This is a genomic window from Neoakkermansia glycaniphila (assembly GCF_900097105.1).
GTDB classification, from domain to species: domain Bacteria; phylum Verrucomicrobiota; class Verrucomicrobiia; order Verrucomicrobiales; family Akkermansiaceae; genus Akkermansia; species Akkermansia glycaniphila.
In genome coordinates, this window is sequence record NZ_LT629973.1 from 2480737 (window position 1) to 2501910 (window position 21174).

The window sequence follows — 21174 nt, forward strand, 5'->3', positions numbered from 1 at the left end:
GCAAAAGCCCTCCGGAAGACGGTTTCCGGAGGACTTGCCTTCAGGGAGGGGCAGCCTGCCGGAGCGGGTCAGGGCTTGGTTCCTGCCGGCAGGTTGTCTGTTGCGGTTTTGAACGGCCACGGTGCGGGAGCGTAATCGATGAGGCCGTTCTCCAGTTCTTTGGGATAGGGCAGGACTCCCATGTATTGCAGGATGTCATGGCTGCGTTGTTTGGAAAGGCCTGTTTCGTCGCAGAGTTGGTTCAGGCCGGTGATCCTTTGAAGATAAGCGGGATGGGCTCTATGTTCGTGGAGCAGGCAGTCGCGGTATTTTTCCCATAACTGCTGTATGGCAGCATGCTTTTCTTTCGTGACTGCCGCCCAGATTCCGCCATGGAGATAAAAAGAGAAATATCTCTGGAGTCTGGTACTCTCGTACAGCGCATTCAGCCCGATGGAGTTTTTCCAGGCCATGTTGTCTTGGTCGATGGCCTTTTGAGTATCGGGATTGTTCAGGAATTTGTCTAATGGTTCATTTTCAGAGAAAGGCAAGTAAGGATAAGGGGTGTTTTCGGTAGAATCGTCATATTGAGCTTTCACGGCGCTGGCAAAGCGCAATCGTTCCAGTATGCGGACGGCCTTGAAGAGGTTTTTGTCTCCTTGCTCGCTGATGCTTTTTGGGCGGCGGTCGAGGTAATCTGTTCCGTCTCCATTCCATGGATAGAGGATAGCGGCGTCTTCGGCTTCCCGAAAGGCGAGCCATGCCTGCTGCGTTGCCTTCATGCTCTGCAGTTTTGCCACGACGGCTTCGGCGGGTTTGGTGCCCATGCCAGGTTCCTCTTTGACAATCAAAAGGGAAGGATTGGATGGCGGTTGAAAGTTGAGAATAGGATCATAGGCGGCGGCCATAATGCCGTTTACATGATCGTAGAGGGCTTGGGCTGCCTTTTCGTAGGCGGCTGCATCGCCTTTTTTGAGGGCGGTTTCGACGTCCTGTTCGAGCTGTTTGGCAGTCTTTTTGGCTGCGGTTGCAGCAAGCGCGGCCTGTTGTACCGGATGAGGCGCGGAATAGGCTGTCACAGGCAGGGCGAGCAGAAGTGGAATAAGGTAGGTGGGTTTCATTTATTTGTTTTGTTATTAGGGTTTTATGTTGTGTATGGAAAGCGTGGATTTCTTGTATTTCAGTATATACTTCATGTTTGGGAGCGTCAATGGCTAAGGAAAAAAACGGATGCATTTTGAGGTGTTTTTCTTTTTCTCTTGACGCTTGGCTGATGTCTGTGGTAGGGAATCAAGTATGAAACTGCGTTCTCTCTTCGCCGTTGCCGCACTGGCTTTGCTGGTGCAGGTCAGTATGGTTGCCGCTGCTCCTGTCGTTCGGGAAAATGGTGCGTTTTCCTGTACGTTTTACAATGATGGAGAGACGGAGTCATGGACGGGAACACCGGGAAATGTGGACTGGAGCGATGCGCAGATTGCCAGTGTGATGCGTGCGATGGATACGATTGCGGGGCTTTTTTCCAACGAAGCCAGCCGCAAGGTGAATGTGTCATTCGTCTATGTCAACCAGACTATCGGTACGGCTGCTTCCGCCGTGCCGCTCATGAGTACGGAGAGTTCTCCGCCCTACGCACCGAAAACGAAGACAGTTTGGACGGCCGACGATCTCGGTGGCCGCGGGGTAGCCTCCGGCAGTGCGGCATCCGTCAATAATCTTGAGGATGTCTGGAAGTATGGGCATTATCTGCCTTCGGATTATGCGGATGTAGTGGTGACGATCAGCTCGGCACTGCATTTGAATAATTCATTGTATTACGGTGCGAGTGCTTCGGGAATTCAAGGCTTCCAGTTTGATATGGAGACGGTTATTTTGCATGAAATGGCGCATCCCCTAGGGTTTTATGCACCGGGCAGGAGCGACAGCAAGACGGCTCTGGAGGTGCTGACGAGTGTGAAATCGTATGCAGGAAGCATTGATCCCAAGTTTTTCGACGGGACGACGACTGTAGCCTATTTGCAGAAGCATGGGATGGGGATTCTGGATTATCCGTATGCAGCCTACGAGACGAATGATATGGCTTCTCTGGGGGTTGAGATGTCCAAGGACGGTTCCCATATTTCCAAATGGGTGGGGTATAAGGATATTTTGATGGGAGATATGGCTTTGAGCGGTGTTGTTCGCAGGAATTATTCCGATCTGGAGCTGGCGATGTTCAAAGATATGGGCTGGTCGCTGGCGAATGATCCGTTTGTTGCCGTTCCCGAACCGTCGTCGGTCATTCTGAGCCTTTTCGGCCTGTCCGGTCTGTTGCTGAGGCGCCGCCGGACGGCGTGAATATGCCGGGTGGATGTTTTGCCGTCTCAGCGGGTTTCCGTGCGCGGTTCGCCGGGAAGGGGATTTCCTTCTGCATCGAAGTATTCGCTTCGGATGCGGCGGTTTCTGCGGTCGTAGGTGTGTCGTGCGGAGGCGTAGCCCGTCGAGCGGTCGATGACCGGGCGTCCTTCCGCATCGAAGTAGGAGACCCCGGTGCAATTGCTCCGGGTATCGTAGGTTTGACGTGCGGTTGTCCATCCCGACTGGTCGGGATCCGGGGTGCCGGATGTATCCTTTTTCGTGATGGATGTGCGATTGCCGAGACGGTCGTATGTGTATTCAAGGATGGCGGCAGGAAGAGGTCGCGCGTAATATTGGCGAATGGCAGCATGCTCTGCATAGTATTGGTATCCTGTACTTTCTGGTGGAGCCGGATTGTCCTGTTCATCGACGTTCGTTATTCTCACGACGCGGCCATTGTCATCGTAGGCGAGTATGGCCGATGAACCGATGCGTTTTTCTTCCGGATCGATACCGTACTTCTGGATGATGTTGCCGGATGAATCGTAACGGGTGATTGTGGCATGAGCCCCGTTGCGGTGGGCTGCAGGAGAGGCATCTGGATTCCATTGCGATTCGCGGATGCAGTGTCCGGCTTCATCGTATTCATAACGGGTCGTGATGCCGGGTGTTTCTGTTCCGTTGCGGACCTTCAAGCCCGTGAGGGTCGTTTTTCTGCCGTTGTTGTCATAGGTGCATGTTTCTCCGGTTGCATCGGCTCGTTCGATCGGGCTGCCGGTGGAATCGATGAACCGGCGAGAGGTTCTTTTGCCGTGTTCATCATAGGTTTCCACCCATGAAGCGGCTCCATAAAACCATGTGCTGGGGCGGCCCAGTTCGTCTTCAAAGGTGGTGGTGATGGTGCGCGAGCGGTCGTCGTAGGCGTGTTTGGTGCGCGTGTACTGGTGCGGTTCTGCATGAATCGGGCGACCTTCCGCATCGAGCAGGAGTGTTTCGATGAGGCGGCCCTGCGTATCGTAGGTGTGGCGAAAGGTTGCATACCGGAGTCCCTGGGTGCCTGTGGTGAGGTTGTACGGTTTGCCGTCCGGGCCGATGGAGGTTTGGCTGGCGAGCCTGTTTTGTGCGTCGTAGGTGAAGTCGAAACGACCGCAAAGGATGGGCAGGTCGTCAGGCTTATACCATTGTGCGTGTTCGTCGAGGTATTCGGCGCGTATCAGATTGCCACGAGCGTCGTAATGGAAGCGGAGGATGGCAAACGGCACGTTGTCGTAGTGGCATGGATTGCCGACATCGTCGATGAAGCATATTTCCTTGAGTCGTCCCTGTTCGTCGGTGATGATGCGTTTGGGCTGTTTCGAGTTCGTGACCCATGGGTCCGCGGTCTGGCTGCTGTATTTCCGCGGCCACCATGGTTCTTGACGGGAGGTAGATGCTCCGTCAGGCTGTCCGGTGCCGTTCGGCATGGAGATGTTCGTGGCGCAGATGTTGGCCGGTTTCGGTTGTTCGGAAGAGAGTATTTGCGGCAACGGTGTTCCGAGGCTCAGTATCAGGAGGGTGGTTTCGATCATTGGTGTTGCGGGATTTGGGGGTATAAAATGTTCCGATTTCGATCGGAATGTATGTTGTTATACTATTGATGCGCGGGTTGCGCGTCAAGCCATTTCATGAAACAGGACAAGGAAGATGTTATGCCCAAAGCGGAGACCGGGATACGAAAAAGCGCCGCAGGGAGTTCCTGCGGCGCTGTTGTTCAAGCTCGGATGAGCCGAAGGTTTACTTGTTTTCGGAGGGGCTCCATTCTTCGGACTGAAGAGCGGCAAGGTTGAAGGCCTGTTCGAGGCCAACCATGTCGCCGGCGCGAAGCGTTTCGAAGGAAGCGGTTTCGCGGCGAAGCTGTTCCGGATCGTAGCTGACGGCCTTGATGGAGAGGCCGATGCGGCGTTCGATCTTGTCGACCTTGATGACGCGGGCCTGGATGCTGTCGCCCACCTTGATGACGTCCTTGACGCGTTCCACATGGTCTTCGCGGAGCTGGGAGATGTGGATGAGGCCGTCGATGTCGCCGTCGAGGTTGACGAAGGCACCGAAGGATGCGATCTTGGCCACTTGGCCGGAGACGAGGTCGCCGACCTTGAAGCGTTCGTCGATGGATTCCCACGGGTCGTTTTCAAGCTGCTTGATGCCGAGGGAGACGCGCTGGTTTTCCTTGTCGATGTTGAGGACGCGGGCTTCGACGACGTCGCCCTTCTTGAGGACTTCGGAGGGGTGGTTGATCTTGCGTGTCCAGCTCATGTCGGAGACGTGGATCATGCCGTCGATTCCTTCTTCGAGGGCAACGAAGGCACCATAAGGCGTCAGGTTGCGCACGGCGCCGGTGATGACGGTGCCGACCGGGAAGCGGGCTTCGATGGCTTCCCACGGGTTGGAGTCGAGCTGACGGACGCCGAGGGAGATCTTCTGTTCTTCAACGGAGATGTTGAGGACAACGGCTTCGATTTCCTGATCGAGGGTGAGTACGTCGCTCGGGCGCGTGATGCGCTTGACCCAGGAGAGTTCGGAAACGTGGACGAGGCCTTCGACTCCGCGTTCGATTTCGACGAATGCGCCGTAAGCGAGGAGCTTGGTCACGCGGCCCTTGACATGCATGCCGATCGGGTACTTGCGTTCGATGTCCGCCCAGGGGTTGTCGCTCATCTGCTTGAGGCCGAGGGAGACGCGTTCCTTGTCGCGATCCACTTCGAGGATGAGGACTTCGAGGTTTTGGCCGATGTGGAGAACTTCGGAGGGGTGGTTTACGCGGCCCCAGCTCATGTCGGTGATGTGGAGCAGGCCGTCCATGCCGTTGAGGTCCACGAATGCGCCGAAGTCGGTGATGTTCTTGACGAGGCCTTCGACCTTGTCGCCGATCTTGACGGTTTCAAGGAAGCGCTGGCGCTGTTCGGAGCGTTCGGCTTCGATGACTTCGCGGCGGGAGAGGACGATGTTCTTGCGTTCGTCGTTGACTTTGACGATCTTGAATTCGTAAACTTTGCCGAGGTATTCGTTGAGGTCTTTCGGCGGAATGATGTCCACCTGAGAGCCGGGAAGGAAGGCTTCGACGCCTACGTTCACCATCAGGCCGCCCTTGACGACGCTCTTGACTTTGCCCTTGACGAGGCCGCCATCGCGATAGACGCCGACGATCTTGTCCCAGTTTTGCTTGTGGGCGGCTTTTTCCTTGGAAAGGACGACGAGGCCTTCGTCGTTTTCGAGGCTTTCGAGAAGAACTTCGATCTGGTCGCCCACTTCGATTTCTTCGTCTTCGAATTCCGAGATCGGAATGACGCCTTCGGATTTGTAGCCAATGTCCACGAGGACGACTTGCGGACGGATTTCAAGGATGGTGCCGTTGACGATGTCGCCCTTGTGATAGGTCGGAAGCTTGCTTTCGATCAAAGCTTCCAATTCGGATTTGCTCATTTAATATGAATGTTGAGTTAATATTGCCGATGTTTCTCGCGGCCTCTTCTGCAGCGGGTGAATGAGGCGCCTGCGCCCGCTGAGCGAAAAATCGGTCGCGCATTTTAGTATGCACGAGGGATTTTGCAAGCTTTTTTCCGTGCATGGACGGCGTTTTTTCAAGCCTTGATTTCCAGTTGTTGCCGTTCCGGAACGGAGGTCGGCGGCGGCGCTGCGTTTTGTGATGCAAAACGCCCGGAAATCAATGTTCCCGGGCGTGTGGATGGTTGAATGTGAAGCTGAGGGTTATTGGGCACCGTATGCCTGGTCGCGGTATTTTTTGGCTTCGTTGATGTACGACTGGATGTCGCCGCCGCGGTATCCGGATTGCCCGAGCTTTTTGCCGGATGCATCCGTGTAGATGATGGTGGGCGTTCCGCCGACGCTGTATTTGCCGAGTAGCGTGGCGCCTTCACCGCTGATGGGGAAGGCGTATTTGACGGGTACTGCCAGTTCCTGAAGGCCTTTGGCAAATTCGGCCTTGCTCAGGATTTGCGCTTCGAGCATTTTGCAGGGCTGGCAGGTGCGTTCGTTCGTGAAGAGGAGGAAGACGATTTTTTTGCCGGCTTTGGCTTTGGCCTGCGCCTTTTTGGCGGAGGTTTCGTATTGGAGCTTCTGGGTGTCTGCCGTTTGCGCTGCGGGGGCTTTGGCGGCCCGGGGTGCGATTTTGCGGTTCGCGGCGGAGGCGGGGATGGCTGCGAGGCAGAGGAGGCCGAGAGCGGCGCTCCATGACGGAATGATTGTCGTGATGTTCATGTTGATGAAAGAGAAGATGTTGTTTGCGTGTTGCCAAGGTGCGGCCAAGTGCCGCCGTCCGGGGGCTTCCGGAAGAGTAGAGGTTGCCTGGGCAAGGTGGGCGGGAAGTTATTCGGCGGGTGCGTCGGAGGAAGGTTCCGTTTCCGGCTGGGCTTCCTTCCGGAGTTTATCGTAGCAGAGCTGGATGCGCTCGGTGTATTCCTTGGGTTTCTTTTCAGCGCGGTAGCCGCAGGGTTCCATGCGTTCGCCGTTCGGAGCCACGATGGCGAGGCCGGGAGTGGTTCGCATGATGAGCCATTGCTGGCAGTCGGCGGCATCGCCCGTCCACGGGGTGCGGAGCGATTTTTTCTTGAACATGAGGCCGACGGCCTTGCCTTTGATTTCTTTTTTGAAGGTGGAGGATGCCAGGATTTCCTTTTCGAGTTTTTTGCAGTAGGAGCAGTCGTCCGCCGTGAAGACGACGAATACGGGGACGTTGTATTTCTGTGCGGCGGCGAGGGCTTCCGCTTTGGTGGTGTACCATTTGAAAGCGGAGAGTTTGGGGGCTTTGGCGGAGGCTGCCTGTTTGGCAGGAGGCGTCTGTGCGGCTTCCGCCGCCGTGATCGAAAGGCCGAATGCGCATACGCAGGCCAGGGCGAGAAATGGTTTCAGATTCATATTGTGTGAATTGATTAACGGATATTTTACATGTTCGTTCCGATAATGGAAGCCAATTTTTCAATGCGTTTCCGTTTTGCGGAACGGATTGGCGGTATTCTCCGAATGCACTGGCATTCAAGGCTGCTCTTTTTTATGCGATTCTGCGTTCCGGAGTTCGTGTTTTTGCTTTTGTTCGATTCCGAAGTATGATATTCTCCGTGCCCGTTATGACCGATTCCGAGGAGATTGCGATCAGTATGGATTTTGGCGGTACTTCCGTCAAGTTCGCCATTATTCAGGGTACCGAGATGCTGGATCGCGCTCCAGCATTGCAAACTCAGGAGTTTGCAACGCCGGAACTGCTGATTGAAGCCATGGTGGAGACGCTGAAGGATCTGGTGAAGAAGTGGCCTGCGGCACGTGCGGTCGGCATGGGGATTCCCTGTGTGGTGGATTATGCCCGAGGCGTGGTGGGAGATTTGACGAATGTGCCGGGGTGGCACGAGGTGCCCATTTGCAGGATCGTGTCGGAAGCGACGGGTCTGCCCGCTTTTGTGGAGAATGATGCCAACTGTATGGCATACGCCGAGTGGAAGCTTGGGGCGGGGGTCGGCTATAAGGATCTTGTGTGCCTGACGATCGGTACGGGGGTGGGTTCCGGTATCGTGCTCAATAATCAGTTTTACCGCGGCCATTTCGGCGGCGCAGGGGAGATGGGGCAGTCCTGTATCGATTACAAGGGGCGCGTCGGCCATTACGGCAATCGCGGTGCGCTGGAAGATTATATCGGCAACCGCGAGATTGCGGCGGATGCCCAGGCAGCCTATGCGGCGGTCGGCATCAGCAAGACGATCGAGGAATGCGGTCCCCGGCCTTTGGAGGATGCCGCCCGCGCGGGAGATCCGGTGGCCCAGCAGCTGTGGCGCGAGATTGCCCGCAAGCTGGCCAGTGCGCTGATCAATTGCTGTTATATCATCAATCCCCATGCGTTCGTGATCGGCGGCGGGGTGGCGGGTGCGAGGGAGCTGCTGTTCGATCCGTTGCGCGAGTATATGAAGGCGCAGCTTCTGCCTTCCCATTTCACCCGCATCGAGCTGATTCCTGCGAAGTTCGGCGGCGATGCCGGGTTGATCGGCGCGGCTCGCTATGCGCTGGATTGTCTGGCGAACAAGGGTTGATTTCTCATGCCCGAACCTTCGAAAGCCGAGTTGCGACTGTGCAGCCGCCTGCGGCTGCCGGACGGCGAAGCGCAGGCGTTTTTGCAGGCTCTGCGTGAGGGGAAGTCTTCGCGGCAGGCATTGGTGCTGACGGTTCTGACTCCGCCGGGGTATGTGCCGCCGTTTCCCTGCGAGGATACGGCGTCGTGGGGCTGGTTGCCTCCCCGGGTGATCGTGCCGTCCGATCCCGAGTTGAAGCCGGGGGCTTTCGAGGATTACCGGAAGGGCTTTTACTATCCGCTCGATTTGTCGTCGGCATGGGAGTCTGCGGCGTTGTCCGTGGTGCAGGCTCCGGCGAGCTGCCTTGATCTGTGCGCGGCACCGGGCGGGAAGTCGATGCTGATGCTGGCGCGGTTCCCGGAGGCGGAGCATGTGGCGAACGAGGTACACCCTGCGCGGCGCGGTATTTTGCGGGATAATCTGAAGCAGTGCGGAGCCGTGCGTTCGGAGGTGGCGGGGCTGCGGCCCGACCAGTGGGCGCGAGAGGAGGGAAGATCGTTCGATCTGATTCTGGCGGATGCGCCGTGCAGCGGGCAGTCGTTGCTGGCAAAGGGGATGAAGAATCCCGGCTGCCTGAATGCCCCGATGGTGAACGGCAACGCGAAGCGGCAGAAGGGGATTCTGCTGTCTGTGCTGCCCCGGCTGACTCCGGGCGGCCATGTGCTGTATTCGACCTGTACGTACGATCCCGAGGAGAATGAGAAGGTGATGGGCTATCTGTTGAAGCGTTATCCCGATCTTTCGGCGGTCGAGGTGCCTTGCCTGGCTGCGTTCCGTTCTTCGCTGTGCGGGTTTCCGGCTTACCGCCTGTTGCCGCGCGACGGTTTCGGGGCAGGGGGCTTTTGCTGCCTGCTGCATCGTTCTTCTTCCTCCGCATCATGAAAGTTGCCCTGATTTCCGATATTCACGACCGTACGAACAATCTGCTGGCTGCGCTGTGCATGGCGAAGCGGGAGCGGTGCGAGCATCTGCTGTGCATGGGGGATTTCGTGTCGCTGGAGACGTTCCGCCTGCTGATTGCGGAGTGGGATGGTCCGATCGACGCTGTGTTCGGCAATAACGAGTACGACAGGAAATCTTTTCTGATGATGGCGCAGCGTGCGCCGAAAGTGGAGCTGCATGGCGATGTGGGCAGTGTCGATCTGGATGGAAAGCGCATCGCGATGACCCATTTTCCTACCCAGGCGATGAAGCTGGCGGAGTCCGGCAAGTACGACGCGGTTTTTTTCGGGCATACGCACGAGGCTGAATCGTTCCGGCTCGGTGCGTGCCTGATGGTGAATCCCGGCGAGTTGCAGGGGCGGCGCAGGGCCGGGTTCGCCGTGTACGATACGGATGACGATTCGGTTCGGTTCCGGTTTTTGTAACCGTTCCGGAAAGGCTGTTTCGGGGTGCGCCGGGCGGATGTCCGGGACAAAAAATCGGGAAAAAAAGAGGGGCTAGGAGTTGCGGTCATGGGTGCGCCAAACCCGATGCTGCCGTAACGCGCATACAAGATGTAGTGTGTGTGAATAAGTGAGTATTCTAGCCGTGGGTATTTTCTTTTTGACATGCCGGAAAATCCTAGTACTATTCTTCTCACCTTGCCCTTGAGTCCCGATGCCCTCCGCACCGGATGCTTCGGAGCCGGAAGGATAATTTTCAAAGTTACAACAATGAGCAAAAAAATCGATACCCAGACGACCAAGGTGGCCGAGCCGGAACAGACCGTGCTGCCGCTGCGCGATGGCCATTCCCTGATTCTGCCGCCGCGCAAGAGCCTGATCGGCGGTTTGCGCTTTACGCGCTGTTTCTCCTCGCCGACGGCCCATCCCTACGATCAGGTTAACTGGGGCCGCCGCGATATCCGTATCATGGACTGGAAGAGCGGCAAGACGATTTACGAGCGCCTCGGTGTGGAAGCTCCCGCCCACTGGGATGAGAATGCCGTCCGCATCACGGCGGACAAGTACCTTTTCGGCAGCGAACCCGGTACGCCGGAGTATGAAGACAGTTTCCGCCAGATTTTCGACCGTATCGCCAATACGTATACGGTCTGGGGTTGGGAGGAAGGCTATATCGAGAGCCTGACGGATGCCGAGGTGTTCAACGAAGAAATCAAGGCGATGCTGGTGAGGCAGATATGGGCCCCGAATTCCCCGGTCTGGTTCAATATCGGCCACTGGGATCAATGGCGCTGGGGGCGTCCGGATCTTCGCGATATTTTCATCGGCAACGGCAACAAGGCTTACCACACGAAGGGCGCGCTGGGCAATCTGAAGACGCATACGGTGGCTTCTACCTACGAATACCCGCAGTGTTCCGCCTGTTTCCTGACGGAAGTGAAGGACGAGATGGAAGCCATTCTCGCCCACCTGATGACGGAAGGCCGCGTGTTCGCCTCCGGTTCCGGTATCGGCATCAATATTTCGACGCTGCGTTCCTCCAAGGAACCGATTCGCGGCAAGGGCAAGTCGTCCGGCCCGATTTCGTTCGACCGGGGCTGGGACCGCATGGCCGGTTCGATCCGTTCGGGCGGCAAGACGCGCCGTGCGGCGCGCATGGTGCTGATGTTCAGCGATCACCCGGATATTTTCACGTTCATCGAGACGAAGAACCGGCAGGAAGATGTGGCGAAGGTGATTCTCCGCGAGCACAATGTGCATTTGGAGCTGAAGCAGCTGGCCGAGACGAAGCTCGTCGCCGGGACGCCCGCCGAGAAGACGGCCGCCCGCGTGATCCTGTCCCTGCCGCTTGCGACGGACGTGAATTTCGATCCGCACATGGATGCTCTGCTGTACGGCGAGACGCTTTCCCACCAGAATGCGAACCATTCCGTTTCCCTGAAGGGCGATTTCTGGCAGGCTCTGGCCAATAACGGGAATACCTATACCCGCTGGGTGACGAATCCTTCGCATATCGACCGTACGTTCCGTGCCGCCGAATTGCTGGAGAAGATGGCTAATTCCATCTGGGAAAACGGCGAACCCGGCGTGCACAACAACGACGTGATCAATTTGTGGAACCCCGTGAAATCCCTCGGTTCCATCACGACGTCGAATCCCTGTTCCGAGTATGTGTTCCTGAACAATACGAGCTGCAATCTTTCCTCGTTCAATGCCTACCGTTTCCTGAAGAAGGATGAGGACGGCAAGGCGACGTTCGATGCCGACGCCCTCCAGCACGCCGCCCGCCTCGCGATGGTGTGCGCCGACCTGAATATCGAGCGCGGCGGTTTCCCGATTCCCGAGATCGCCGAAGGCACCTACCGTTTCCGTACGACGGGCATCGGCTACGCCAACGTAGGCGGAGCTCTGATGGCTCTCGGCGTGCCCTACGATTCCGACGAAGGCCGCTGGATTGCCGCGCAGCTCTGCTCGATGCTGACGGCTGCCTGCTGGAAGGCTTCCGCCGAGATGGGCCGCGAGCTGGGTTCCTATATCGAATATCCGAATTCCAAGAAGGATCTGCAAGCCGTGCTGCGCCTGCACCTTGCTTCCCAGAAGCTGAGTTCCCAGATGGGGGACGGCAAGCTGGCCGCAGGTGAGGTGGACAAGGTGATCGACGGTATTCTGTCGCAGGCCGCCGGATCGCTGCCCGAGGCTCAGGGACTTGATGCCCGCTTTGCCCTGCAGGCTTTTGCCAAGAGCTTCGTCGATCCGACGACGCTGAATTCCTCCCGCATTTCCCCTGCACTTAATCTGGCGAAGCGCGCCCTTGATCTGTGGTCGGATGTGGCTTCCGCCGATGTGTACCGCAATTCGTTCGTTTCCGTGATGGCTCCGACGGGTACGATTTCCGCTCCCCTCGGCTGCTACGACGAAGGTACGACTTCCATCGAGCCGGATTATACGCTTGTGAAGTGGAAGCAGCTTGCTGGCGGCGGTTCGATGAAGATGTTCAACCGCCTTGCGCTCGAAGCTCTGCGTACGCTTGGATATTCCGAAGCGCACGTTCGCGAAGCCGCGTTCGAAGTGGCGGGCCTCGACGGCCTGATTACTTCGTGCAACGGTCTTGTGGAAGATGTGGTGACGCACCTGATGGGCGATCCCTGCGCCGGAGAAGCCGGCCCCGTGCGCCACGCATGGAGGCGCATCGCCCTGAATACGGACGGCCGCCCCGAAGTGCAGGAGAAGATTACCTATCTCGTGAATGCGGCGAATACGCCCGCTTTCTCGGCGGATCAACTCGCGGTGGTGAACGGTATGTCGCACATCGAGAGCATTCCGTGGCTTCGCAAGGCGGATCTCGCCGTGTTCGACTGCGCCGCGACGAACGGCAACGGAGTGCGCGCCATTGCTCCTTCCGGCCACCTTCGCATGCTCGGCGCGTTGCAGCCGTTCATTTCCGGAGCCTGCTCCAAGACGGTGAATATGCCCGTGAGCGCGACTCGGCAGGAGATTTTCGATTCCCTCGTGATGTCGCACGAGCTGGGCGTGAAGTGCATTGCCCTGTTCCGCGCCGGATCGAAGGCGAATGCCGTGTACGTCGTCGATACGCCGGAGACGCGCCAGTTCAAGGCGAACCATATCTGGGAGCAGCTCGTCGCCAGCGGTGAAGAAGCGATCCGCGAGATCGTCGCCGAGGCTTCCAAGCCGCACCAGCGCAAGCTTCCCGGCCGCCGCCTCGGCCAGACGGTGAAGTTCTCCGTGGGCGGGCAGTTGACGGGTTACCTGACGGTGGGCGTGTATACGGACGGTACCTGCGGCGAAGTGTTCGGCCGCCTCGGGCAGGTCGGTTCGTTCGCTTCCGGCATGTTCGAAGCCTACTGCAAGCTTCTCTCGACGGCTCTTCAATTCGGCGTGCCGCTCAAGGAAGTGGTGAAGGGTTTCCGCAACTATTCGTTCGAACCCTCCGGCTTCTGCCGCGTGGGCGACGATTCGGAAGGCGATACCTGCACGGAAATCCGCTCCTGCGCCTCCGTGGTGGATCTCATCGCCAAGATTCTGGCATGGCTGTTCCCCGAGGGCAACGATTACCGCCTGCGCGATGTGTTCGAAGTATCGACGCGCGATATGCTGGCCGGTAAGGAGACGGCCAAGATCAGCATCATGCCTCCCCGCATGATCAGCACTCCGCTGGATCAGTCCCGCCCCGAACCGGCAGCTCCTGCCTCCCCCGGCAAGAATCCGCCGACGGAAGCCGGCCTGAACGGTGCGGCCATTTGCCCGCAATGCCATTCCCTCGCCTATGTGCAGGACGGCAAGTGCAAGTCTTGCCGCAGCTGCGGCTATAAGGATGGCGGTTGCGGCGAATAAGGTTTTCTTGGAACGAGGACTCTCTCCGAGTTAAGCAAAGGAACCCTCTGTGCCAGTTGCGGCGCAGAGGGTTTTGCTTGCCGGGAGACGGCAGGAGAAAGGGGGTGGCGGCAGCTGTGGATTCAGCCGCGTTTCTTTTGGTAGCGGACGATGAGGACGCGGGCATCCGTTTCGATTTTACCCAGTTCGTCTTCGATGAGTCGGTACGACCAGTCGGCGGAGCGGTTGCCCGATCCGGCTCCGATGAGGGGGAAGGCGACGGAGCGGTATCCTTCGCGGCGGACGATTTCCATGGCGGAGCGTACCGATTGCCGCACGGAGTATTCGGTGGCGAACCAGCAGAGGTTGATGCCTGCGACGTGGATGATGCCTTTGAAGGGGAGGCGTCCGGGGGAAGTGAGGACGGCATGGCCGAGCGGGATGATGCCCGCTTTGCCGATTTCCCGGAACGGTTTGTAACCGCCGCATTTTTTGATGGCTCCCGAGACGCCTTGCGGCAGGAGGAGCCACCAGGGGATCAGGTTGCGGTTCCAGGGGTTGACGATGGCATCGACTTGTTGTTCGAGAAGGTCGCCGTAGATGGTTTCGGGTGTCATGGGATGGGGCTAACTTGTTTCAGATATAAATGCGAGGGACGCGGGCGCTGATGCTGGTGAGGATGTTGCTGGGGATGGTTTTGGCCCGTTCGGTGAGTTCTGCCCAGCTGACGTGCGGCCCCATGATTTCGACGATGTCGCCGGAGGCGAGGCCCTGCATGTGAGTGACGTCTACCATGATCTGGTCCATGGTGATGCGGCCGAGGACGGGGCAGTATTCCCCGTTGATGTAGACGCGTGCGCCCTGGCTGGAGAGGTATTGCAGGTAGCCGTCCGCATAGCCGATGCCGATGGTTGCCACACGGGTGGGGACGGTGGTGATGTAGCAGTGGTTATACGAGACTCCGTGGTTTTTGGGCAGGGTGCGGAGGAGGGTGATGCGGCTGTACAGGGTGAGGGTGGTGCGGAGTTCGTGGTTGTACGGCGAGGGCATGGGCGAGTAGCCGTAGAGGAGGCGGCCGAGGCGTACCATGTTGGCCGAGGGCACTTTGTAGTTGAAGACGGCGGCGCTGCTGCAGAGGTGGATGTAGGGGAATTTTCGGTTGGCTGCGAGTTCGCGGACGGAGTCTTCGAAGGAGCGGATTTGCTGGTGGGTGAAGGAGATGTCTTCGGAGGCGGCGGAGAGGTGGGAGAAGATGCCTTCGAGCTGAAGGTGTTCCATGCGGGAGAGTTTGTCGGTGAGGCCACCGAGTTCCGTGGGAAGGAAGCCGCTGCGGCCCATGCCGGTGTCCACGCAGATGTGGGTGTAGACTTTTTTGCCGTAGAGGCGGCCGATGGAGTCGAAGTGTTCCGCTTCTTCGATGCTGGAGATGGCGGTGCGCCAGCCGTGCTGGACGATGATTTCGCGTTCCGCCGGGAAGCAGGGGCCGAGGATGAAGATGGGGGTGGAGCATCCCGCCTTTTGGACACGAAGGGCTTCGGCGACGGTGGCGACGCCGAAGAAGGCGAGGTTTTCATGGTCGAGTGCGGTGGCGACTCCTTCGAGGCCGTGTCCGTAGGCCTCCGCTTTGATGATGGCCATCATGTGGTGTTCGGGCATGACCCGGCGAACCACGTTCAGGTTGTGGCGGATAGCTCCCGTATCGATCTGGGCCCAGGCGCGGAGGTTGTCAGTGACGGACATGTACGAATGCTACACGCGCGGTGCGGGAATGCAAGACGAAATTCCGTTCTGAGGCCGGGGAGGAGGAAAAGGGGTAGTGGAGTAGGCAAGACGGCCGGGGTTGCCCCCGGCCGTGTGGATCATGAATAGATGGCGGTATGGTTTTCGCCGTTATTTGGGAGAGACGGCTGCGGCCGTTTCGTTGATGATGGCATTGGCCCGCTTGACGTCGGCTGCGTGTTCGTTGCCTCGGCTGCGCTGGATGGTGAAGATGCCTTTGAGTTCGCTGTTCATTTTGTCTACAGCGGCTTTGGCGGCGGGGGATTTGTCCGCCTGTTCGCGCAGGATGCGGATTTTCTCGAAGTTTTCGAGGCCGTCGCGGAGTTTTTCAAAGCGCATGGAGGTGAGGTTGCCCGGATAGACGAGGTAGCAGTCGCCGGATTTCCAGTTGCCGAAGTCGGTCGTTTCGAACGGGTTTCTGCCCCATGAGTTGTAGGCCCAGCGGAGGAATCCGTCGAGGTCGTTGGCGGCGGCGAAGAGGCCGAGCCATTCCGATTCTGGGAGGGGCGAGGTGGTGAAGGTGTTCGGCTTGTCGGGTCCGCAACATACGTAGAAGGTTGTTTTGAGTCCGTTGGCCTTGCGTTCCTTCAGGATATCGCCCATGACGGTTTGGGAGTGCTGGATTCCAGGGGAAAGGTCGTAAACGAGACGTGTTGTTGCCGAAGGAGAATTGACGGCAGAGGCAATTTTCATGCCGGGGGCATGCTTGTCGATCACGTCTTTGGCGGCGCGGACGAATTTGTCCGGGCGTTCGTCGATGCCGATGCAGGCTTTGTCGAACCAGCCTTTCTTTTTCAGGTGGGTCTGGAAGTCGGCAAGGAAGGGGCCCCAAATGTTTTCAAAGGATGCATCGCCGGGCTTAAGGTCGATGTATTTGTAGTCTCCGGTGGCTTCGTCCATGTAGCGAACTTTCATCGACCACGGAAGCATGGTGTAGCAGATGATCTGGTCTTTGATGCCGACCTCGTTGAGCATGAAGGCGACCCATTTGTCGAAGTTGGCATAGTCGTAGTGCATTTTGCCGTCCTTGCCCTTGGTCCATTCGATCATGGCAGGCCACCAGTCGTAGGTCTGGCCGTTCCATGCTTCGTCTATGAGGGAGCAGGTGATGGTTTTCTGGCCTGCATCGGCAAGTCGCTTCATGAGGGGCTTCATGATGGCGAAGTGTTCCGGCGACCAGGCTTCGACGCCGTGGTAGCGTGCGACGGCTTCGGGATGCTGCCAGAGGTCGAGATGGACTTTCCATTTGTCGGGCGAGGGCAGGGTGTAGGGCAGGACGTCGATGCTGACGGGTACGCTGACGGCGGGGACGCCTTCGGCCTCAACGACGATGTTGCCTTTGTAGGTGCCGGGTTTCGCCTGTTGGGGTACGTCGATGCCGACCCAGATGGGGCGGATGGTGCCGCCGGCCAGTTCACCGCGGGTTTCGGTGCCGATGATGTCGGCGGTCGCCGTTTTCCCGGTGCGGGTGAAGCGGATGAAGGATGCCTGGACGGGGATTTTGTCGCCGGAGGCATTGGCGACGGCGCCTCCCTTGACGCGCAGTTGTTTGAGGTCGCGGGCTGACCAGGCGGCTACCTGTCCGTTGATGCGCTCGCCGCGCCATGCCTTGCCGGATACGCCGTCGAGCCTGCTGCCCGCTGCGGGTGCTCCCGTGCGGGGCATGCGTTCTTCGGCGGGAATGGCGCTGGCATTCAGGCCGCTGGACTGGCCGGGGCCGAAGCCCTGTATTTCGACGATGTGGCCTCCGCTTTTGGCTCCGGTGCTGTTGCCGGTGATGGTGACGCGGACGTAGCGGACGTTTTGCGGAGCGAAGCTGTATTGCGAGCCTTCGGCTGTGCCCGTGATGGAGTTGGCGCTTTGGTCGACGAGTGTTTTCCACGTTTTGCCGTCGTTCGAGCCTTCGATGATGTATTTGTAGATGCGGCCATCCGCCCAGTAGGGCCAGATGTGAATGGAGGAGAGCTGTTTCGGTACGCCCATGTCGATCTGAAGCCAGACGGGGAGGTTTTCACAGCCCCAGTACTGGTTGCCGTTGGCGGAGTTGCCGTCGATGGCGAGTTCGGGCTTGAAGTTTTCAAAGCTGCCTGATGCGGTGGCTTTGGCTCCGGTGAAGAGGTTTTCCGCCGAGGCTTTGCCGCCCTGCGGAACGCCGGGTTCATAGAGTGGATGGCGGTCGGGAGATTGTGCAGATGCTGAGGGCACCGACAGGAGGGAAGCTGTTCCCAACAGGGAACCCAACAGAAGACGTGACATGTGTGTGCGCATAATCAACCAGTATATACGGATGGGAAGAGATCAATATTTCACGTCTTTCGCGCCTGTTTTTCAGAGATGGCGGCTGAAGGTGCGTTTTTGCCTTGCCTGCCTGCCGGATATGTTGTACTTGATGGGAAAACCGAGCGCCTATGTTGAAGTATTCGTTTGCCCCTGCCGTGAAACCGGGATGTTCCGTGCTGGTGCTGGGTTCCCTGCCGGGAGATGCTTCTCTGCGGATGGCTCAGTATTATGCCCATCCCCGGAATGCCTTTTGGAAGATTATGGGGAGGTTGTGCGGGTTTTCGCCCGATTTGCCGTACGAGGATCGTCTCGATAGGTTGAACGATGCGGGAATTGCCTTGTGGGATGTGGTGCTTTCGGGGATGCGTCCGGGCAGTCTGGATTCGGCTATCCGGGACGAGAGGCCGAACGATGTTGCCTCCCTGCTGCACGAGTATGCGACGATCAAGACGATTTGCTGCAATGGAGGGACATCCTACCGGTATTTGAAACGGTATTTCCCCGTTTTGTTCGGCGAAGACGGTTGTCGCGTGCTGCTTCTTCCCTCGACGAGCCCTGCGGCAGCCAGGTTCGGCTTCGACGAGAAGTTCAGTGCCTATGAGGAGGCGCTGGCTCCTTTGATTCGACGGCATGCCGTATGAAAAAGCCCCTCCCCCGGTGATTCGGAGAAGGGGCGGGAAGGCGGCTGGAGCCGTGTTTATTTGAATTGCTGACGGGCGGATTCGTCCGGCCACGGAATGGGGGTGCCTGCCGGCATGCCTTTGCTGTTGCCTGCCTTGAAGGAGGGCATCTGGGCTGTGCGTTCTTTCAGCAGTTTGGTCATGGTCGCTGCCATGGTTTTGACGCGTTTCGGCTCGGCTGTGGCGAGGTTGTGCTCTTCGCCGATGTCGTTTGCGAGGTTGAAGAGTTCGAATCTCTGGTCGGGATGCCAGTAGATGAGTTTCCAGTCTCCCTGCCGCATGGCGGTGGCCGGGGAATAATTGTTGTTGTTGCCGCTGCCTTCTCCCCAGATGTTCGGGCCGTGGAAGAGGAGCGGACGTTCGACATCCATTTTCCTGCCTTTGAGGGCGGGCACGAAGCTTTTGCCGTCCACTTTCTGGACAGTGTTCAGGTTGCGTGCTCCGGCCATTTCCAGAATGGAGGGGAAGAAGTCTTCAATGATGACGGGCGTGTCGTTGACGGTTCCGGCTTTGGTGACGCCGGGCCAGTAGACGATCATGGGTTCACGGATGCCGCCTTCGCGGCAGGAGCCCTTGCCGAAGGAGAGGGGATAGTTGGCAAGTTTGTTGCCGAGGCGTCCGCTGATGGCAAGGCCGCCGTTGTCCGCCATGAAGATGATGACGGTGTTTTTGGCAAGGTCGTGTTTTTCAAGATAGGTCCGGATGTCTCCAAGGCTTTTATCCATGCCTTCGATGAGCGCGCTGTAGCGTTTTTCGTTGTCGGACCAGGGTTTGCCGTCGTTCGGGTTCTGGTAGGTTTCGGCATAGCGTTTGTCGTAGCCTCTTTGGTCGAACGGCGCATGGATGGCATAGTGCGCCATGTAGAGGTAGAAGGGTTTGCCGGATTCCTTCGGGGATGTGCGAATGTTTTCTACGCGTTTGAGCGCTTCCTGTGTGAGGGCTTCGGTGAGGAAGGTGTCGTTTTCGTAGTAGTTGTTTTCATCGAGGCCGCAGACGTGGAAGTCGTTGTTGCCGTATTGCTTGCTTCCGCGGTAGTCTCCGGGGCCGCCGATTTCCGTGCCGGCGATGTTGTAGTCGAAGCCGAAGTGTTTGGGGTTGGCTCCCGGAGTGTCACGGCTGCCGAAGTGGGCTTTGCCGCAATGGATGGTGGTGTAGCCCTGTTTTTTGAGCAGTTCGGGCAATGCCGTGATTTCCGTGTAGGGTTTGACCATGCTGTAGCTGAACGGTTTTTCCGTGATGGGTCGCGTGGTGTCGCCGGACGGTTTGGTGCCTGCGGGCTGGATGCCGTTGACGCTCCATGCGGGCGGCAGAATGTCTTTGTTGTTGGCGTCGGTGGTGGTGTCTTTTTTGAGGGTCCAGTTGGTGACGCGGTGGCGAGCCGAGCTCATGCCGGACATGAGGCTGCAACGGGAGGGTGAGCAGATGGGCTGGGCGTAGGCTTGCGTGAATTTGACGCCTTGTTCGGCGAGTTTTTCCATGTTCGGCGTGCGGTAGCGCTTGTTCAGGAAGGTGGGTTTCGGGTTGCCTTTGTCATCCGTCCAGAAGGGGACGGAGGTGTCCTGCCAGCCCATGTCGTCGACCATGAAGAGGATGATGTTCGGTTTTTCCTGCTGTTTGTCGGCAGGTTCGGCAGGCGCAAATCCGGCACCGGCCAGACATGCGGCGAGCATGCCGGATACGACCTGTTTGGAGGGGATAAGGTTCATATTTCAATATTTACGTTGCCGGAAGCAGTGTTCTATCAGGAGAATTCGGGGCAAGTTTGGAGGAGAGTGTTCTGCCCATGGTTTTGAGCGAAGAGTCGGAGATTTGAGGTGCGTTGGCGGAAGAGTTCCGTTTTTCCTCCTGAGCCATGGCGTAGAGAAAGGCGTACGCTTTGGCGAGGGATGCACCGTTGGGTGCATGGTAGTTCCAGTAGTTCACTCCGTTTTTTTCCCCAAGCTCGGCGAGTAGGAACCATGCTTTCAGGGCATAGATGCTGTAGGAGCCACCCTTGGCTCGTTTGGTTTCATGCGGCTGGCTGCCGTCCTGGGCGATGTGGTCGCCCATGCGGGAGCGGGCTTCTTCGAGGCAGGTGCGGGCGGAAGCGGTGTCGCCGAGGTAGCTGGCGATGGCGGCACGCTGGGCCATGTAGTAGAGGAAGTGGTTGTTGGATGTTTTTCGTTCATGCTGGCCTGCCGGGCTGTCAGCCAGCCAGCGGCCGTAGTCGCGCAGCCATGCATCGACGGCGGTCCATTCTTTTTGCGTGAGAGCAGGGGAGCGGCGCAGTCCGGAGATGGCCCGGAGGGTGTCCGGCAGGTTGGCCATGTCGATGATGCCTCCGCCGAGGCCGCTGGTTTCGTGTCCCGGGCGTATCTGGCTGTATGCCAGATGAGGCTGCATTTTAGTTTTGGGGTTGACGAACCAGTGGCGGAGCCATTGCCCCGCACGGACGGCGTAGCGTTTGTCGTGCGTTTTGGCGTAGGCATCGCCCAGTATGCGGACGTTGCGCAGCATGTCGGCGAGACGTTGCAGGTCTCCGCTTTCCATGAGTTCTGCGTTTTTTTTGCCGTCGATGACGCGGTAGGGATCGCCGGGTTTCGCAGGGTCGGGCCAGTAGTAGATGGCGTAGCTGACGTATTCATTAGCGGCGGCTTTGACGCCGGGGAGGATGAGGCGTTTTTCGTTGAGTCCGCGTATGGGAACGGTGAGCGCCTGTTCCTGTGCCGAAGGCTGGGGCTTCGGTGCGGCTGCATGCAAGGAGGCTGCCGGTAGGAGGAATAGAAGCGGTATCGCGGAAGTCATGGTTTTATCAGG

At 58.2% G+C, this 21174-nt stretch carries 16 protein-coding genes; 6 read left to right on the forward strand and 10 right to left on the reverse strand.

What is annotated here, in order from left to right:
- Positions 1-68 precede the first annotated feature (68 nt).
- Positions 69-1100: a hypothetical protein gene (locus PYTT_RS10410; RefSeq protein WP_067775288.1), complete on the reverse strand. Its 1032-nt coding sequence runs from the start codon at positions 1098-1100 to the stop codon at positions 69-71.
- 175 nt (positions 1101-1275) lie between these two features.
- On the opposite strand from PYTT_RS10410, the gene PYTT_RS10415 reads away from it, so the two are divergent.
- A complete protein-coding gene (locus PYTT_RS10415; protein ID WP_067775282.1) occupies positions 1276-2313 on the forward strand; it encodes a PEP-CTERM sorting domain-containing protein in 1038 nt (345 codons plus the stop codon).
- Positions 2314-2339: 26 nt separating this feature from the next.
- Here the strand turns inward: PYTT_RS10415 and PYTT_RS10420 are convergent, their stop codons facing one another.
- The 4 genes from PYTT_RS10420 to PYTT_RS10435 form a co-directional block, all read right to left on the reverse strand.
- On the reverse strand, positions 2340-3881 hold the full coding sequence (locus tag PYTT_RS10420; protein ID WP_067775279.1) for an RHS repeat domain-containing protein: 1542 nt from the start codon (positions 3879-3881) through the stop codon (positions 2340-2342).
- Between the two features lie 205 nt (positions 3882-4086).
- Positions 4087-5772 carry a 30S ribosomal protein S1 gene (gene rpsA / locus PYTT_RS10425; RefSeq protein WP_067775271.1) on the reverse strand — a complete coding sequence of 562 codons (1686 nt, stop codon included), beginning with the start codon at positions 5770-5772 and terminating at the stop codon, positions 4087-4089.
- A 285-nt stretch (positions 5773-6057) separates the two neighbouring features.
- The gene (locus PYTT_RS10430; RefSeq protein ID WP_141675789.1) at positions 6058-6567 is read right to left on the reverse strand and encodes a thioredoxin family protein; all 510 of its coding nucleotides are present in this window, start codon (positions 6565-6567) and stop codon (positions 6058-6060) included.
- A 108-nt stretch (positions 6568-6675) separates the two neighbouring features.
- Positions 6676-7224 carry a thioredoxin fold domain-containing protein gene (locus PYTT_RS10435; RefSeq protein ID WP_067775266.1) on the reverse strand — a complete coding sequence of 183 codons (549 nt, stop codon included), beginning with the start codon at positions 7222-7224 and terminating at the stop codon, positions 6676-6678.
- A 209-nt stretch (positions 7225-7433) separates the two neighbouring features.
- Between PYTT_RS10435 and PYTT_RS10440 the strand changes: the two genes are divergently transcribed.
- From PYTT_RS10440 to PYTT_RS10455, 4 genes are all read left to right on the forward strand, one after another.
- Positions 7434-8384 (forward strand): ROK family protein, encoded by a 951-nt coding sequence (locus PYTT_RS10440; RefSeq protein WP_067775405.1) that lies wholly within the window; start codon positions 7434-7436, stop codon positions 8382-8384.
- Positions 8385-8390: 6 nt separating this feature from the next.
- Positions 8391-9305: an RsmB/NOP family class I SAM-dependent RNA methyltransferase gene (locus PYTT_RS10445; protein ID WP_067775264.1), complete on the forward strand. Its 915-nt coding sequence runs from the start codon at positions 8391-8393 to the stop codon at positions 9303-9305.
- On the forward strand, positions 9302-9790 hold the full coding sequence (locus tag PYTT_RS10450; protein ID WP_067775261.1) for a YfcE family phosphodiesterase: 489 nt from the start codon (positions 9302-9304) through the stop codon (positions 9788-9790). Before PYTT_RS10445 ends, PYTT_RS10450 begins: the two co-directional genes overlap by 4 nt.
- A 288-nt stretch (positions 9791-10078) precedes the next feature.
- Positions 10079-13660, forward strand: coding sequence for an adenosylcobalamin-dependent ribonucleoside-diphosphate reductase (locus PYTT_RS10455; protein ID WP_067775258.1), 3582 nt, complete (start codon positions 10079-10081; stop codon positions 13658-13660).
- Positions 13661-13782: 122 nt separating this feature from the next.
- Here the strand turns inward: PYTT_RS10455 and PYTT_RS10460 are convergent, their stop codons facing one another.
- The 3 genes from PYTT_RS10460 to PYTT_RS10470 all read right to left on the reverse strand — a co-directional run bounded on the left by PYTT_RS10460 (position 13783) and on the right by PYTT_RS10470 (position 17674).
- Positions 13783-14256, reverse strand: a complete 474-nt coding sequence (locus PYTT_RS10460; RefSeq protein ID WP_067775254.1) for a macro domain-containing protein — start codon at positions 14254-14256, stop codon at positions 13783-13785.
- Positions 14257-14275: 19 nt separating this feature from the next.
- Positions 14276-15379 (reverse strand): alanine racemase, encoded by a 1104-nt coding sequence (alr, locus tag PYTT_RS10465; protein ID WP_067775251.1) that lies wholly within the window; start codon positions 15377-15379, stop codon positions 14276-14278.
- Between the two features lie 150 nt (positions 15380-15529).
- Positions 15530-17674, reverse strand: coding sequence for a glycoside hydrolase domain-containing protein (locus PYTT_RS10470; RefSeq protein WP_067775248.1), 2145 nt, complete (start codon positions 17672-17674; stop codon positions 15530-15532).
- 152 nt (positions 17675-17826) lie between these two features.
- On the opposite strand from PYTT_RS10470, the gene PYTT_RS10475 reads away from it, so the two are divergent.
- A complete protein-coding gene (locus tag PYTT_RS10475; protein ID WP_067775245.1) occupies positions 17827-18339 on the forward strand; it encodes a DNA-deoxyinosine glycosylase in 513 nt (170 codons plus the stop codon).
- Between the two features lie 56 nt (positions 18340-18395).
- Here the strand turns inward: PYTT_RS10475 and PYTT_RS10480 are convergent, their stop codons facing one another.
- On the reverse strand, positions 18396-20084 hold the full coding sequence (locus PYTT_RS10480; RefSeq protein ID WP_067775242.1) for a sulfatase: 1689 nt from the start codon (positions 20082-20084) through the stop codon (positions 18396-18398).
- A 10-nt stretch (positions 20085-20094) separates the two neighbouring features.
- Positions 20095-21162, reverse strand: coding sequence for an alginate lyase family protein (locus PYTT_RS10485; RefSeq protein ID WP_071133459.1), 1068 nt, complete (start codon positions 21160-21162; stop codon positions 20095-20097).
- Positions 21163-21174: the final 12 nt, after the last annotated feature.